Annotated in this window: 12 protein-coding genes; 8 read left to right on the forward strand and 4 right to left on the reverse strand. The window is 72.9% G+C overall.

The genetic code is table 11. The annotated features are described in order from the left end of the window. The first annotated feature begins 68 nt into the window (after positions 1-68). Positions 69-1,376 carry an MFS transporter gene (locus AB0D08_RS01875; RefSeq protein ID WP_199520279.1) on the forward strand — a complete coding sequence of 436 codons (1,308 nt, stop codon included), beginning with the start codon at positions 69-71 and terminating at the stop codon, positions 1,374-1,376. Between the two features lie 411 nt (positions 1,377-1,787). Beyond that, positions 1,788-3,503: a GAF domain-containing protein gene (locus AB0D08_RS01880; RefSeq protein ID WP_359885942.1), complete on the forward strand. Its 1,716-nt coding sequence runs from the start codon at positions 1,788-1,790 to the stop codon at positions 3,501-3,503. A 35-nt stretch (positions 3,504-3,538) separates the two neighbouring features. On the opposite strand, the gene AB0D08_RS01885 is transcribed toward AB0D08_RS01880, so the two are convergent. The 4 genes from AB0D08_RS01885 to AB0D08_RS01900 all read right to left on the reverse strand — a co-directional run bounded on the left by AB0D08_RS01885 (position 3,539) and on the right by AB0D08_RS01900 (position 6,831). Continuing rightward, the gene (locus AB0D08_RS01885) at positions 3,539-3,955 is read right to left on the reverse strand and encodes a pyridoxamine 5'-phosphate oxidase family protein (protein ID WP_051811971.1); all 417 of its coding nucleotides are present in this window, start codon (positions 3,953-3,955) and stop codon (positions 3,539-3,541) included. Positions 3,956-4,073: 118 nt separating this feature from the next. Further along, positions 4,074-4,775, reverse strand: a complete 702-nt coding sequence (locus AB0D08_RS01890) for a response regulator transcription factor (RefSeq protein ID WP_033818990.1) — start codon at positions 4,773-4,775, stop codon at positions 4,074-4,076. A gap of 456 nt (positions 4,776-5,231) precedes the next feature. Continuing rightward, positions 5,232-5,882 (reverse strand): hypothetical protein, encoded by a 651-nt coding sequence (locus AB0D08_RS01895; RefSeq protein ID WP_359885943.1) that lies wholly within the window; start codon positions 5,880-5,882, stop codon positions 5,232-5,234. A 64-nt stretch (positions 5,883-5,946) separates the two neighbouring features. Continuing rightward, entirely contained in the window at positions 5,947-6,831 is an 885-nt protein-coding gene (locus AB0D08_RS01900) for a universal stress protein (protein WP_359885944.1), read from the reverse strand. 339 nt (positions 6,832-7,170) lie between these two features. Here AB0D08_RS01900 and AB0D08_RS01905 point away from each other — a divergent pair, with 339 nt between their 5' ends. The 6 genes from AB0D08_RS01905 (at position 7,171) to AB0D08_RS01930 (ending at position 14,247) form a co-directional block, all read left to right on the forward strand. Then, positions 7,171-8,670: an amino acid permease gene (locus AB0D08_RS01905; protein WP_359885945.1), complete on the forward strand. Its 1,500-nt coding sequence runs from the start codon at positions 7,171-7,173 to the stop codon at positions 8,668-8,670. A 23-nt stretch (positions 8,671-8,693) separates the two neighbouring features. Next, positions 8,694-9,917, forward strand: coding sequence for an arginine deiminase (locus AB0D08_RS01910; RefSeq protein ID WP_033823945.1), 1,224 nt, complete (start codon positions 8,694-8,696; stop codon positions 9,915-9,917). 23 nt (positions 9,918-9,940) lie between these two features. After that, positions 9,941-10,945, forward strand: coding sequence for an ornithine carbamoyltransferase (gene argF / locus AB0D08_RS01915; protein WP_359885946.1), 1,005 nt, complete (start codon positions 9,941-9,943; stop codon positions 10,943-10,945). Positions 10,946-10,947: 2 nt separating this feature from the next. Then, positions 10,948-11,943 carry a carbamate kinase gene (locus AB0D08_RS01920; RefSeq protein WP_063794482.1) on the forward strand — a complete coding sequence of 332 codons (996 nt, stop codon included), beginning with the start codon at positions 10,948-10,950 and terminating at the stop codon, positions 11,941-11,943. 547 nt (positions 11,944-12,490) lie between these two features. Next, positions 12,491-13,438, forward strand: coding sequence for an ABC transporter ATP-binding protein (locus AB0D08_RS01925; RefSeq protein ID WP_359885947.1), 948 nt, complete (start codon positions 12,491-12,493; stop codon positions 13,436-13,438). After that, positions 13,435-14,247, forward strand: a complete 813-nt coding sequence (locus tag AB0D08_RS01930; protein WP_359885948.1) for an ABC transporter permease subunit — start codon at positions 13,435-13,437, stop codon at positions 14,245-14,247. Before AB0D08_RS01925 ends, AB0D08_RS01930 begins: the two co-directional genes overlap by 4 nt. The last annotated feature ends 317 nt before the right edge of the window (positions 14,248-14,564 follow it).

The following is a 14,564-nucleotide window of genomic DNA, read 5'->3' on the forward strand; positions in this document are numbered from 1 at the left end:
GGACTCCGGCACCGGCGGCCCGTAGCGTCGCAGGCACCGATCCGTGACCTGCCTCGAGGAGCCGACCCTTGCCTTCCCTGCACCCCCTACGGACGAGCGGCTGGTTGCGGCGGACGGCCGGCGGGCTGCCGGCCGCGTTCTGGTACCTGTGGACGGCGTCGCTGATCAACCGGACGGGCGCGGTGGCGCAGATCTACCTCGGCGTGTACCTGCTCTCGGTCCGGCACTTCGAGGTCTCCTACACCGGACTGGTCATCGGTCTGGGCGGCATCGGCACGGCCCTGGGCGGGCTGCCGGGCGGGATCATCGCCGACCGGTGGGGGCGGCGCCCGGCGATGCTCGGCGGCTCCGTCCCGGCGGCGCTGACCATGCTGGCCCTGGGCTGCACCGACGGTCGGGCGGCGGTCCTGGTGCTGGCGTTGCTGCTCGGGGTGTTCCTCGGCATCGTCCGGCCGGCGTTCACCGCGTCGATCATCGACGTGGTCGCCGAGGCCGACCGGGTCCGCGCGCTGAACCTGAACTACTGGGCGTTCAACCTCGGTTCGGGAGCCGCGGCGCTGCTCGCCGGCCTGCTGGCCAGGATCGAGCCCGTGCTGCTTTTCGCGACCAACGCCGGCGTCCTGCTCTGCTCCACGCTGCTGCTGGCGCTGAAGGTCCCGGAGACCCGGCCCGCCGCCACGGCCGTCAGGACCGGCCCGACCGGGCTCGGCCCAGTCCTGCGCGACCGGACCTTCATGGTCTTCGTCGGACTGACCCTGCTCGGCTGGACGATGATCGAGACCAACAAGATGCTGCCGGCCTCCCTCGTCGCCGACGGGCTGGACGTGACGTCGTACGGCCAGGTCATCGTGGTCAACATGGTGCTGATCGTCGCCGGGCAGCTCGTCCTGCCGGGACTCGTGGCCCGGTACCGGCACGAGCACGTCCTGGCCGCCTCGGTCGTGGTCGCCGGGGTCGGCTTCGGGCTGGTCGCGCTCGCCGACTCGCTGTGGGCGTACGCGCTGACGGTCGCCGTCTGGACGCTCGGCGAGATGCTGATGACGCTGGCGAACTCCGCGGTGATCGTCCAGTTGTCGCCCTCCGACGCCCGGGGCCGGTACCAGGGTGTGTTCGGATTCGGTCCGCCCGGCGCGATGTTCCTCGGCCCGGCCCTCGGCGGGCTGGTGGCCGAACACCTCGGCACCGGCACGCTCTGGGCCGGGGTGCTGTGCCTCGGTCTCGTCCTGGCGGTGGCGAACCTGGCGGCCGGTCCCGCCCGGTCGCGCCGGGTGGCGCTCCTGCGGACCGCCGCGGAGCGGGCAGGCCACGGGGTGGGCAAGGAGCTCTCCGGGCCCGGTGACCACCGGAGTGCCGTGCTCCCCCACGCTCCGGCATGACGGCCGGCCGTGGCGCTGCAGATGCCTACGGCGACGCTCCGAGGGCGACCCGCCCGCCGGGGCAGCCTCCAGCGGGGTTGCACACCCACAGATGGGGCGCAGCGCGAAGGAGAGTTGGGACCGGCTGGTGGCTTCGGCGCGAGGACGGTGCCGGTCAGGGTGGAGGCGCTCCTCCTCCGCCAGTGCGCTGCCGGGCCCTGCCCGGCGGCCCTGCACCGCCCGGCTGCACCAGGAAGCCGGGAACAGCCGGATCGCGGGCGTGAGGTACCGGGCACAGGCGCAGCGCGCCGCGGCAAGCAGCGTCGGCGGCCTCGCGTCGTGCTGGGGCCGCCGACGGCGGGCCGGACCTCGGCGGTGTCGCGCGAGGGTCTGCGAGAATCGGTCCCGGGCACCGGACCGGAGGAGGCCGCCGTGGGCGGGGACGATGTGGCACGCTCGCGGATACCGCAGCTGCGGCTCGACGAGTTGCTGGAGGAACTGCAGGCACGGATCGACGCCGCCCGCGGGACCAGGGACCGCGTCCACAGCCTGTTGGAGGCGGTGCTGTCGGTCGGCCGTGAGCTGGACCTGACCCAGGCGCTGCGTCGGATCGTGGAGGCGGCAGCCGTTCTGGTCGACGCCCGCTACGCGGCGCTGGGGGTGATCGGTCCGGACGGCGAGTCGCTCTCCGAGTTCCTGACGGTCGGTATGTCGCAGGAGGAGATCGCGGCGATCGGGCCCTACCCGAAGGGCAAGGGTCTGCTGGGTGAGCTGATCAGCCATCCGGAGGCCTTGCGGTTGGAGGACCTGTCGCAGCACCGGGCCTCGTACGGGTTCCCGGCGAACCACCCGCCGATGCGGACCTTCCTCGGCGTGCCCGTACGGGTACGGGAGGAGGTGTTCGGCAACCTTTACCTGACGGACAAGCGCGGCGGTGAGGAGTTCGACGCCGACGACGAATCGGTGATCGCGACATTGGCGGTGGCCGCCGGAGTGGCGATCGACAATGCGCGGCTGTACGAGGAGGCACAGCGGCAGCAGCGCTGGCTGAGCGCGAGTGCGGAGATCACTCGCAGCCTGCTGTCGGGCAGTTCGCGCGTTCGGGTGGTGGAGCTGATCGCACAGCGGGCACGGGAGATCACCGGGGCTGCGCTGGCGGACGTGGTCGTGCCGGAGGCCGGTGGCGGGACGCTGAAGGTGGAGTTCGCACTCGGCGGGGATGCGGGGCGCAGGACCGGTCTGGTGGTGGCATCGGAGGGCACGCTCTCGGGGGCGGCCTGTACGGGCGGCGCCTCGGTCACCACCTCCGATCTGGCCACCGACGCGCGCCTGGCGGGCGATCCGCGACGGGCGGAGGGGCTCGGCCCGGCTGTCGCGGTGCCGTTGGGGCGTCGTGAGGGGCACATCGACGCTGTCCTGCTGCTCGCCCGCCGGCCGGGGGAGGCCCTGTTCTCCGAGCGGGAGATCGAGCCGCTGCTCGGCTTCGCGGACCAGGCCGCGCTGGGGCTGGAACTGGCCTCACGGCGCCGGGACGCGGAGCAGTTGGCGATGCTGGAGGACCGCGACCGGATCGCCCGGGACCTGCACGACCTGGCGATCCAGCGGCTTTTCGCCACCGGTATGACGCTGCAGAGTGCCGCCCGCTTCATCGAGCACCCGGGGGCGTCGGACCGGGTGCTGCGAGCGGTGGGGGACCTGGACGAGACGATCAAGATCATTCGGTCGACGATCTTCGGACTCCAGGCCCGGGACGACACGGCCGGCAGCGGGCTGCGGGCCCGGGCGGTGAAGGCGGTCGAGACGGCTCAGGCGGCGCTGGGCTTCGCACCGCGCCTGAGCATGGAGGGCCTGCTGGACACCGACGTCCCCACCGCGGTCGCGGATCACGTGGTGGCCGTCCTGGGCGAGGCGTTGAGCAACGCGGCGCGGCACGCCGGAGCCGGGCGGGTCGAGGTTGTGCTGCAGGCGACGGGCACTCAGGTCGTGCTGACGGTGCAGGACGACGGCGTCGGCATCCCGGCGCAGGGCCGGCGCAGCGGCCTGCGCAACCTCGCGGAGCGGGCCGAGGGCCTCGGCGGTGCCCTGGAGTTGTCGAGCCCGCCCGGGGGTGGAGCACGACTGGTGTGGTCCGCGCCGCTGGGCGACTGAGTGTCAGCACCGGCCGGGCCACCGGGTACGGGCCCTCAGCTCCGGCAGGGCCGGGAAGCCGGCAGGGTCCTCCCGGTCACCAGCTCCGCGCGGATCCGGATCGACACCTGACCAGGGCGGCAGGGCAAGGCGGGATCCTGTGGGGCGGGGCCCTCGGCGACGGCGGCGTGGCCGAGCACGGTGACGCTCCAGCCACTGCCGTCCGACTCGTCGACCTCCCCCGCCTCGAAGGCCACCAAGGCGCCGGACACGGCCCGGACCAGCTCGGATCCTGCGGGGGCGCGAAGCAGGACGCTGCCGTCGGGGCCGAGGCGGTAGCGCGTGGGGAGGACGGCCGGAAGCGCGCCGATGGTGTACACGACTCGGCCGACCGTGGTCGCGGCCAAGAGCCGCAGGCACTGCTGCTCGTCCAGCGGCGCGTGATCGACTTGCGGGGTCTGATCTGGCTTCATGGCTTCGATGGTCGCCTCGAACCGGTTCCGGGGAGAGGGGCCGATGGTCCCCCGAGTGCTGTCGAAAGGCTCCGGATGCGCACCGGTCGCCCCGGTCGGCTCCGGACGGCCGGCCCGCTCACCGCCCGGGGCGGCCGGCGGCGTGGTCGCGGGCGGCCGTGGCCTGGGTGGCGATGACGGCGGCCTGGACGCGCCGCTCGACCCCGAGCTTGGCCAGCAGCCGGGAGATGTGGTTCTTGACGGTCTTCTCGGCGAGGTAGAGCCGCTCGCCGATCTGGCGGTTGGTCAGTCCTTCGCCGATCAGGGCGAGGATCTCCCGTTCACGGTCGGTGAGTTCCGGGAAGGCCGGCGCCTGCGGGACGGCGCCGTCGCCGCGCAGCCGGGCCATCAGCCGGGTGGTCGCGCCGGGGTCCAGCATGGACTGTCCGGAGGCGACCGTGCGAACGGCGGAGACCAGGTCGGTCCCGCTGATCTGCTTGAGGACGTACCCGGAGGCACCGGCCATGATGGAGTCGAGCAGGGCCTCCTCGTCGTCGAAGGAGGTGAGGATCAGGCAGGCCAGGTCGGGCATCCGCGAGCGCAGTTCCCGGCAGACCGTCACGCCGTCGCCGTCGGGGAGCCGCATGTCCAGGATCGCGACGTCGGGGCGCAGCGCGGGGACGCGGGCGATCGCCTGCTCGACCGTGCCGGCCTCGCCCACCACGGTCAGGCCGGGCTCGGCGTCGAGCAGGTCGTGCACGCCACGGCGGACCACCTCGTGGTCGTCGAGGAGGAACACCTTCACCGGGCTGCCCACACCGACTGCCGCGCTGTCCACCATCACCGCTCCATGTTCAAGGACCCGCCCGGCGGCGGGCCGCGTCGGACCTGAGCGTAGTTTGCCGGGCACCCGAGGGGTGGCATAGGGCCGAACGGCCCTATGCCACCCCGGACGCATCGTCGGTCCTCGTCGCGCTGTCAGGTGCTCGCCCCCGACAGGTCGGATGCGGCGCCGGCGAGCGGGGGCGGCGGAGCAGCCGGGCTGCCGCCCGCGGCGTTGCGAGGGGTGAGGGGACGGAGTGCCGAAGCTTGGAGCCGATCCGTAGGGTGAGGCGGGGCGCGGCGGCGTGGTGGGCCGGACATGGTTTCTCCCCATCGTCAGGTCCGTGGTGGGAGAACGGTGTTGTGCGATGCGCGTGCCATCGTGGCGGGTGGCCGGCGTGGTCGATCAGGGGCCGGACGTCCCGCCGGCGGGGGCCGAAGCCCTTCCGGGGGAGTCGGGTGGGCGGGGTCGGGGTCAGCCGAGCCGGGGGTCGCCCGTGCCGGGCCGGTGGGTCGCGCGTCCGCTCCATACCGGCTCGGTCTCGGCCCAGGCGCGCTGCCAGGCCGCGTCGGAGCGGCGGTTGAGGGAGCGTAGCCGCAGGCCCAGGCCGCAGACGATGAGCACGAGAAGGAGGCCGAGGACGGACAGGCCGAGGCTGAGGCCGTCGGAGACCAGGTCGGCGGTGCCGGCCGGGGCCGTGGCGAGGCGGCCGGTGTCACCGACCCAGACGCCGACGGTGGAGTTCGCGTCGGCGCGGTGCTCGATCTCCACGGTGCCGGTGTGCGCCTGCTCGCCGGGGTACGTCCAGGTGGCCGTGGCCCGGTAGCTGGCGGCCGCCGAGCCGGCGTTGCCGGCCGTGGAGCGGGTCGGGGTGAGCAGAACGGCCTCGATGTGGTGCAGACGCGATGCCGCCGCGGCGGCGCGGTGCTGGGCGGAGCCGAAGGCGCTCCAGGCGGCCGTGCCGCCCAGCAGGACGGCGAGTCCGGTCGCGACGGCGGCGAGGAGCCAGGTGTGGCTACGGGCCCGGTCCTCGGGCCTGGCCAGCGTGTTGCGTTCGGTGCCGAGCGCCCGGCGCAGGCTTCGGCGCCACGGGCGGGTGGGACGGGTGAGGGGAGTGCCGGTCATGGTCGGGAGGCCCTTCGGCGGTCGGTGCGCGGTCGGTGCGAAGTCGGAACGGGGCGGGGCGGGCTCAGGCGTGCGGGACCACCGCGACCGGGGTGGCGCAGTGGTGGAGTACGGCGTGCGCGACCGGACCGAGCCGCACATCCAGGGAGTGGTGGCGGTCGTGGCGGCCGACGACGACCAGCTCGGCCCGTTCCCCCGCGGCGACGACGGCGTGTGCCGCGCCGCCGCGCCGGATCTCGCTGACCACCGGGACATCCGGGTACTCGGCTCGCGCTGCGGTCAGCGTCTCGGAGAGCCGCCGCCGCAGCGCGGTCTCGCGCGCCGCGATCTCCGACCGGGGCGGTATCCAGCTCGTCGCGGCCCACAGCGGTACCGGGTCCCAACCGTGGACGGCCCGCAGACGCGCGCCACGTCGCGCGGCCTCGGCGAACGCGAAGGCGAGCACGGCACCCGGGGGCTGACGGGGGTCCAGTCCGACGACGATCTCCCCGGGATCCGTCGGGTCGTCCTGGGGCGAGGCCTGACGGTCGGCCCGGACGAGCACCAGTGGGGTTCCGACCCGTGCCGCCACGGCGAGCGAGACCGAGCCGGCCAGCAGACCGGCGAAGCCGCCGAGCCCGCGTGAGCCGAGGACGACGAGTTCCTGCCGTTCGGCGGCCTTGACCAGCGCATCCACCGGGTCGTCGCCGATCACGGCGGTGTCGACCGACAGCGCCGGGTGCTCCCGAAGGATGCGCTCGGTGATGCCGGCCAGCATCTCCAGAGCGGCCGGGCGCAGGTCGCGGGGCCGGGGGTCACCGGTGTCCTCGGTATCCCGCGGGCCGAGCCAGGGCCAGGCGTGCAGCAGCCGCAGCGGGGCCCCGCGGCGGACCGCCTCCCCTGCAGCCCAGTGGGCGGCGGCCTCGCTGCGGGCGGATCCGTCGATCCCTACCAGGACGTGCTTCGCCATCGGTGCTCTCCTCCACGGTTGTCGGCCGGATGCGTGGTCAGGACCTCCGGCGGGCCTTGCGTTCGGGAGAACTCTGTCCCCGGTGTTGCGGGCGGGCACAGGGACCGACCGGGCCGAGGGCGGGGCCACTGGTCCCGGAGGGCATCGGAGCGCCGGCGGGACGTCGCCGCCGAGCCGGTTCGTCGGGACCACCGGGGCGCGGGGGAGGGACCGGTGGCCGCGTGATCAGGGCCCGATGGTCCCTGGGGCGTTGCCGTGCCGCGCGCCGAGGATCGTCACCGTGAGCGACGGGAGCACCGGTCCCGTCGACCTCCCCGAGCACATCCTGAAGGAGTCCCGATGTCCGCACCCGACCGCGAAGGTCCACCGCAGCACCTGGCGTCCGACGGCCCGCGAGGGCGCGGTGGTGGCTTCGGGCTTCCCGCCGCGACCGCTCTGGTGGTCGGCAGCATCATCGGCACGGGAGTGTTCGCGCTGCCCTCCGCGCTCGCTCCCTACGGGCCGATCGCGCTGGTGGCGTTCGTTATGGTGACGATCGGCGCGTTGGCGCTGGCGGCCGTCTTCGGGCGGCTGTCGGAGCGGGTACCGGGCAGTGGCGGACCGTACGTCTACGCCCGGGAGGCGTTCGGCGAATTCGCCGGCTTCCTCACCGCCTGGTCGTACTGGATCACCGCGTGGGCGGGCAACGCCGCGATCGCGGTGGCCTGGGTCGGCTACGTCGAGGTGTTCGTCAACAAGGGTCACCACACCTGGGGTTCGATCGCGATCGCGCTGACCGGCCTGTGGGTGCCGGCGATCGTCAACCTGACCGGGGTGCGCAACATCGGTGCGTTCCAGGTGGTCACCACGGTCCTGAAGTTCCTGCCGCTGGCGTTCATGGCCACCGCCGGGCTGCTGTTCGTGAAGTCCGGGAACTTCGGTGCCTTCAACGCGAGTGGGGGTTCCGCGCTCGGCGCGGTCTCGGCGGCCGGGGCGATCGCCCTGTTCAGCTACATCGGCCTGGAGACCGCCTCGGTGGCCGCCGGCCGGGTCCGGGAGCCGAAGCGGAACGTGCCGCGGGCCACCGTCTACGGCACGCTGGCCTGCGCCGCAATCTACCTGCTCGGTACCTTGTCGGTCTTCGGCACCGTCCCGCACGCCCAACTCGGCTCCTCCACGGCGCCGTTCACCGACGCCATGAACGCGATCGCGGGCGGCCACTGGGCCGGGAACCTGGTAGCGGCCGCGGCGATCGTCTCGGGTCTCGGGGCGCTCAACGGCTGGACCCTGATCTGCGCGGAGATGCCGATGGCGGCCGCCCGCGACGGGCTCTTCCCCGCCGCCTTCACCGGCACCCGCGGGCGCAGCGAGGTACCCGCCTTCGGCATCCTCTCGGCCACCGTCCTGGCCTCGGTACTGACCGTCGTCAGCTACACCAGCTTCACCAAGGTCTTCACCGAGATCGTGCTGCTGAGCGTGCTCACCGCCGTCATCCCGTACCTCGTTTCGGCGGCGGCCCAGCTGTACTGGCTGGTGGTGCGCGGCCGTCAGGAGCTGGAGCGGCCGCGTTTCGCCCGCGACGTCACCGTCGCGCTGCTCGCCCTTGCCTTCTCGTACTGGTCGATCCAGGGCAGCGGCTACCAGACCGTCTACTACGGCCTGTTCACCATCCTGCTCGGCATCCCCGTCTACATCTGGCTGAAGCGTCCGGACGCCGCGGCCCGGACCGCAGCCACGACCGGACCCGCCGAGCCCGCAGTCCCCACCGCCGCGCCCCTGCCGAAGGCGGCCCGCACCGCCCGCCCGGTGAGCCTGCCGACCATCCTGCGCCGCGCACTGACCGCGCGTCACCAGCACTGAACCTCTCCGAAGGAGCACCACCCATGTCCACCCTGCGTGTCGATTCCGAGGCCGGGCGCCTGCGCCAGGTGATCCTGCACCGCCCCGGCCTGGAGCTCTCCCGGCTGACCCCGCGCAACGTCGACGAACTGCTCTTCGACGACATCCTGTGGGCCAAGCGCGCCCGCGAGGAGCACGACGCCTTCGCCCAGGTGCTGCGCGACCACGGCGTGCGCGTCCACCACTACGCCGACCTGCTCGCCGAGACGCTCGACCTCGCTCCGGCCCGGGCCTGGCTGCTCGGCCAGGTCGTCACCCCGGCCACCGTCGGCCCGGCCCTGGTGGAGCCGGTCCACGAGCTGTGCCTGCAACTCGACGGCCGGACCCTGGCCGCGTACCTGATCGGCGGCGTCCTCAAGACCGACCTGCCGTTGCGCCACCCGCACAGTCTGGCCTGGCACACGCTCGGCGAGCAGGACTTCGCGCTGCCGCCCCTGCCCAACCACCTCTTCCCGCGCGACAACTCCTGCTGGATCGGCGGACGCTACAGCCTCAACCCGATGGCGAAGCCCGCCCGCCGCCGCGAGACCCTGCACACCGCCGCGATCTACCGCTTCCACCCGCTGTTCGCGCAAGCCCCGCCCCCGCTGCTCGACGGCACCACCACGCCTCCCGGCCTGAGCCTGGAGGGCGGCGACGTGCATGTCCTCGCCCCGGGCACGGTCATGGTCGGGATGGGGGAGCGCACCACCGCCCAGGCCGTCGAAGCCCTCGCCCAGCAGCTGTTCCTGACCCACACCGCGCATCGGCTCATCGCCGTGCGGCTTCCCGAGAGCCGCGCGTTCATGCACCTGGACACCGTCATGACGATGATCGACCGCGACACCTTCGCCGTCCACCCGGGCCTGGCCGACCGGCTGCGCTCGTGGACCCTCACCCCCGCCCCCGAGCGCCCCGCCGGCTTCGACGTCACCCCCGACGCCGACCTCGCCGCCTCCCTCGCCGAGGCGCTCGGCCTGGACAAGGTCCGCCTCCTGTCCGCCGAGCAGGACGTCCGGGCCGCCGAACGCGAGCAGTGGGACGACGGCAGCAACTTCCTCGCGATCGAGCCGGGCGTGGTCGTCGGCTACGAACGCAACACCGTCACCAACACCTACCTGCGCAAGCAGGGCATCGAGATCGTCACCATCGCCGGCTCCGAACTCGGCCGGGGCCGAGGCGGCCCGCGCTGCATGAGCTGCCCCATCCAGCGTGACCCCGCCAACTAGCCACCCCGCAGGAGGAATCCACCATGACCACCAACCTGTACGGCCGCCACTACCTGCGCGAACTCGACTTCACCACTGCCGACATCCACCACCTGCTCGACCTCGCCGCCGACCTCAAGGCCGCCCGCAAGGCCGGTACCGAGCGCAGGCTCCTCGCCGGCAGGCGCCTCGCGCTGATCTTCGAGAAGAACTCCACCCGCACCCGCTGCGCCTTCGAGGTCGCCGCCGCCGATCAGGGCGCCACCACCACCTACCTCGGGCCCGACAGTTCCCACATAGGCCACAAGGAGTCGGTGGCCGACACCGCCCGGGTACTCGGGCGGATGTACGACGGCATCGAGTACCGCGGGTTCGCCCAGGACACCGTCACCGAACTCGCCGCGCACGCCGGGGTGCCGGTCTACAACGGCCTGACCGACGAGTGCCACCCCACGCAGAGCCTGTGCGACGTGTTCACCATGCGCGAGCACAGCCGCAGGCCACTGGAGCAGATCTCCTTCTGCTACCTCGGCGACGCCCGCAACAACACCGCCAACTCCCTCATGGTGATGGGCAGTCTGCTCGGCATGGACGTGCGGATCGCCGCCCCGCGCGAGCTGTGGCCCGACCCGCTGCTGGTCTCCGAGTGCCTGCTGCTCGGCCAGGACAGCGGCGCCCGCTTCACCCTCACCGACCAGGTCGAGGACGCCGTACGCGGTGCGGACTACCTCTACACCGACGTCTGGGTCTCGATGGGCGAGGACCACGACCGGTGGAAGGAGCGCATCGACCTGCTGCTCCCGTACCAGATCAACGCCAAGACCATGGCCGCCACCGGCAACCCCGACACCGCCTTCCTGCACTGCCTGCCGGCCCTGCACGACCGGCGCACCGACCTCGGCGCCGAACTCGCCGCCGAGCACGGACTGGAGGGCCTGGAGGTCACCGACGAGGTCTTCGAGTCGCCCGCGTCCCTGGTCTTCACCCAGGCCGAGAACCGCATGCACACCATCAAGGCGATCCTCGTCGCCACCCTCGGGAGGGACTGACCATGCGCATCGTCGCAGCCCTCGGCGGAAACGCCCTGCTCCAGCGGGGCGAACACCCCGACGCCGCCGTCCAGCAGCACCACGTCCACGACGCCGCCCGCTCGCTCGCCGAGCTCGTCCTCGCCGGACACGAAGTCGTGATCACCCACGGCAACGGGCCACAGATCGGCCTGCTCGCCGTCGAGAGCGAGAGCGACCCGGCCCTGACCGCCCCCTACCCGCTGGATGTCCTCGGCGCGCAGACCCAGGGCATGATCGGCACCCTGCTCGCCCGCGAACTCGCCGGCCGCCTGCCCGGCCGCGCCGTCACCGCCCTGGTCACCCACACCGAAGTCGACCCCCACGACCCCGCCTTCCGCCACCCCGACAAGTTCATCGGAGGCCAACTCACCGACCACCAGGCCAGGATGATGGAGCTCGACCGCGGCTGGACCACCGGCCGCGACGGTGGCCACCTGCGCCGCACGGTCCCCTCGCCCCTGCCGAAGGCGATCACCGAGGTCCCCGCCATCCGCGCCCTGCTGGCAACCGGAGCCGTCGTGATCGCCGCCGGTGGTGGCGGCATCCCGGTCGTCCACAACCGGGACACCGGCCAGGTGCAGGGCGTGGAGGCCGTGGTCGACAAGGACCGCACCGCCGCCCTGCTCGCCGAACAGCTCGACGCCGACGCCCTGTTGATCCTCACCGACGTCACCCACGTGTTCACCAGCTTCGGCGCGGCCCACCCCGGCCCGCTCACCACCGTCACCCCCAGCCGGCTGCGCGAGCTCGACCTGCCGGCGGGCTCGATGCGCCCCAAGGCCGAGGCCGCCGCGGTGTTCGCCGAACGGACCGGGAACCTCGCCGCCATCGGCCCGCTGGACGACGCCCTCGGTGCGCTCCTCGGCACCACAGGTACCACCGTCCGCGCACTGCCCGCACCAGGTGATCGGGGACCTGTGGCTCTGTCGGCGGGACCTTCGGCCCACGGCCCCGGCGCACCGCAGCCGGCAGTCTGAACCCACCCAGGAAAGGAACTGTGATGAACCGATTGCCGATCGGGCCTGCCACCGATGTCCTGGTACCGGCCGGCCACCACCGACCCGCAGGCCGAACCGGTGCCGGGCCTGCCAGCGAGCCCGCTCGCCGAGCCGCGGCTCGCCGTGGCCGACTCGGTCGCGTGCCTGGACCTGAGCGGCCTTCCGTCGTGTTCTTCACTGACACGGCCACCGGCCGCGGCAACGTGCCCCACCATCGCGACGACGGTCACCGGGGCCTTATCACTCCCGTGCTGTAGAGGCGCGGGCCCGGCCCGGCTGCTGTGGGGGCAAGACCGGGCACCAGAGAGCCGGGGACGGCGTGGGGGCCGTCCCCGGCTCCGGCCTTTCCGCGGCCGCCGACCCGCCCGGCGTTCCCGGCACCGCTTTCCGGGGCATCGTCGCAGGGACTGCGGCGCGTGGAACCCCGGGTTCCGCGCCCGTGCCACGCGACGCCGCCCCCGGCCCCGCCAGAGCTCCGGGCGGGCCGGGGATCCGCGACTGGACGGGAAGAGAGAAGGAAGAGTCGATGACCGACCTCGCCATCGAGGCCACCGGGCTGGTCAAGCGGTACGGCAACGCCCGCACCGGCAGGACCGCCCTGGCCGGCCTCGACCTCGCCGTGGAACGCGGCCAGGTGTTCGGCTTCCTCGGCCCCAACGGCGCCGGGAAGACCACGACGATCCGGCTCCTGCTCGACCTCCTCCGGCCCACCGCCGGCTCGCTGCGCGTCCTGGGTGCCGATCCGCGCGACAGCCCGAAGACGCGCGGCAGGGTCGGCTACCTGGCCGGGGACTTCCGGATCGACGGCCGCCAGACCGGCCACGAGGCGCTGACCTACCTCGGCGACCTGCGCGGCGGTGTCCCGGCCGCCAGGATCACCGAACTCGCCGAGCGCCTGGACCTGGACCTGGGCCGCCGGATCGGAACCCTGTCGAAGGGCAACCGGCAGAAGATCGGCGTCGTCCAGGCGTTCATGCACAGACCCGAGCTGTTGATCCTGGACGAGCCGACCAGCGGTCTGGACCCGTTCCTGCAGCAGCGGTTCGTCGAGCTGGTGCAGGAGGCGGACGGCAACGGCCAGACCGTCTTCATGTCCTCCCACGTGCTGAGCGAGGTGCAGCGGACCTGCCGACGGGTCGGCATCATCCGTGACGGCGAACTGGTCACCGTCGCGGACGTCGAGAAGCTGCGCCGGTCGGCCCACCGGACGATCGAGATCACCTTCGCCTCGGAGATCGACACCGCGGTCTTCGACCGGCTGCCCGGACTGCAGAACGTCACCGTGACCGGGACGCCCGACGGCGGTCGCGTGCTGCGGGCGATCCTCACCGGCAGTCCCGACACCCTGGTGAAGACCGCTGCCCGGTTCGAGGTGACCGGCCTGCTGGCCGAGGAGCCGGAGCTGGAGGAGATCTTCTTCACCTTCTACGGGCACGGTTCTCACACGAACGGAACGAAGGGCCCGGCATCATGAGCGTCACCGTCCTGCGCAAGTACCTGAGGGACAACCGGCGCGGCTTCCTGGGCTGGGCGCTGTCGATCACCGCGGTTGCGGCCATGTACTCCTTGATGTGGCCGGTCATGGGCGGGAACTCGGGCCTGGCCGGCGCGATCGACTCGTTCCCCGAGGCCCTGCGCGAGGCGTTCCACCTACAGGACTACGGCACCGCGGCGGGGTACTTCGGATCGACGGTCTACGGGCTGCTCGTCCCGATCCTGCTCGCCGTCTTCGCCGTCTCGGCCGGCGCCCGAGCGATCGCGGGGGACGAGGAGGCCGGAACGCTCGAGCTGGTGCTGGCCCACCCGGTCGGCCGGGTCCGGCTGGCCGTGTCCCGGTGGCTCGCGGTGCTGTCCGCCATCCTCCTGGCCGGAGCGGTTCTCCTGGTCGTCGAGCTGGCCATCCGGGTGCCAGCGGGGTTCACGGCCCTGAGCACGGCGAACCTGGCCGCGATGACCTTCCAGCTCGTCCTGTTCGGCTGCTGCTTCGCCTCGATCGCCTTCGGCATCGGAGCCTGGACCGGCCGCCGCACGTACGCGACCGTGGGCGGGGCCTACCTGACCGTCGTCTCCTACCTGGGTGACTCCTTCCTCCCGCAGATCAAAGGCCTGCACTGGAGCCAGTACCTCTCCCCGTTCCACTGGTACCTGGGAGGCGAACCTCTCGTCAACGGCATCCGGTGGAGCCACTGCGCCCTGCTGGCCGGGGTCGGTCTGATCTTCGCCGCGATCGGCATCCGGGGCTTCAACCGCCGGGACATCGCGCAGGGCGGTGCGCGCGACTGAGGGACCGACGGCCCTGCAGCCGGGGACGTTGCGGACGGGTACCCGGGCGGCCGGCGGACCACCACGGTGGCGAGGACATCGCCTGGGACGGCTCCCAGGGCCGCCGGTGGCGGGACGCCGTCGACGTGGGCGACTTCATCCAGTGCAACTTCACCCCGTACGAGGGCGACGGCACCTTCCTGGCCGGCGCCGCCGGCAGGACCCTGACGGTCCGGCAGCCTGTCCCGTGCTCCCTACAGCACGCGACTGATGAGGCTCCAGCGGCCGTCGTCGCGGTGGTACAGCACGTTGCCGCAGCCGGTGGCAGTCCGCGTCGG

It is taken from the genome of Kitasatospora sp. NPDC048540, from assembly GCF_040651175.1.
In the GTDB taxonomy this organism is placed as follows: domain Bacteria; phylum Actinomycetota; class Actinomycetes; order Streptomycetales; family Streptomycetaceae; genus Kitasatospora.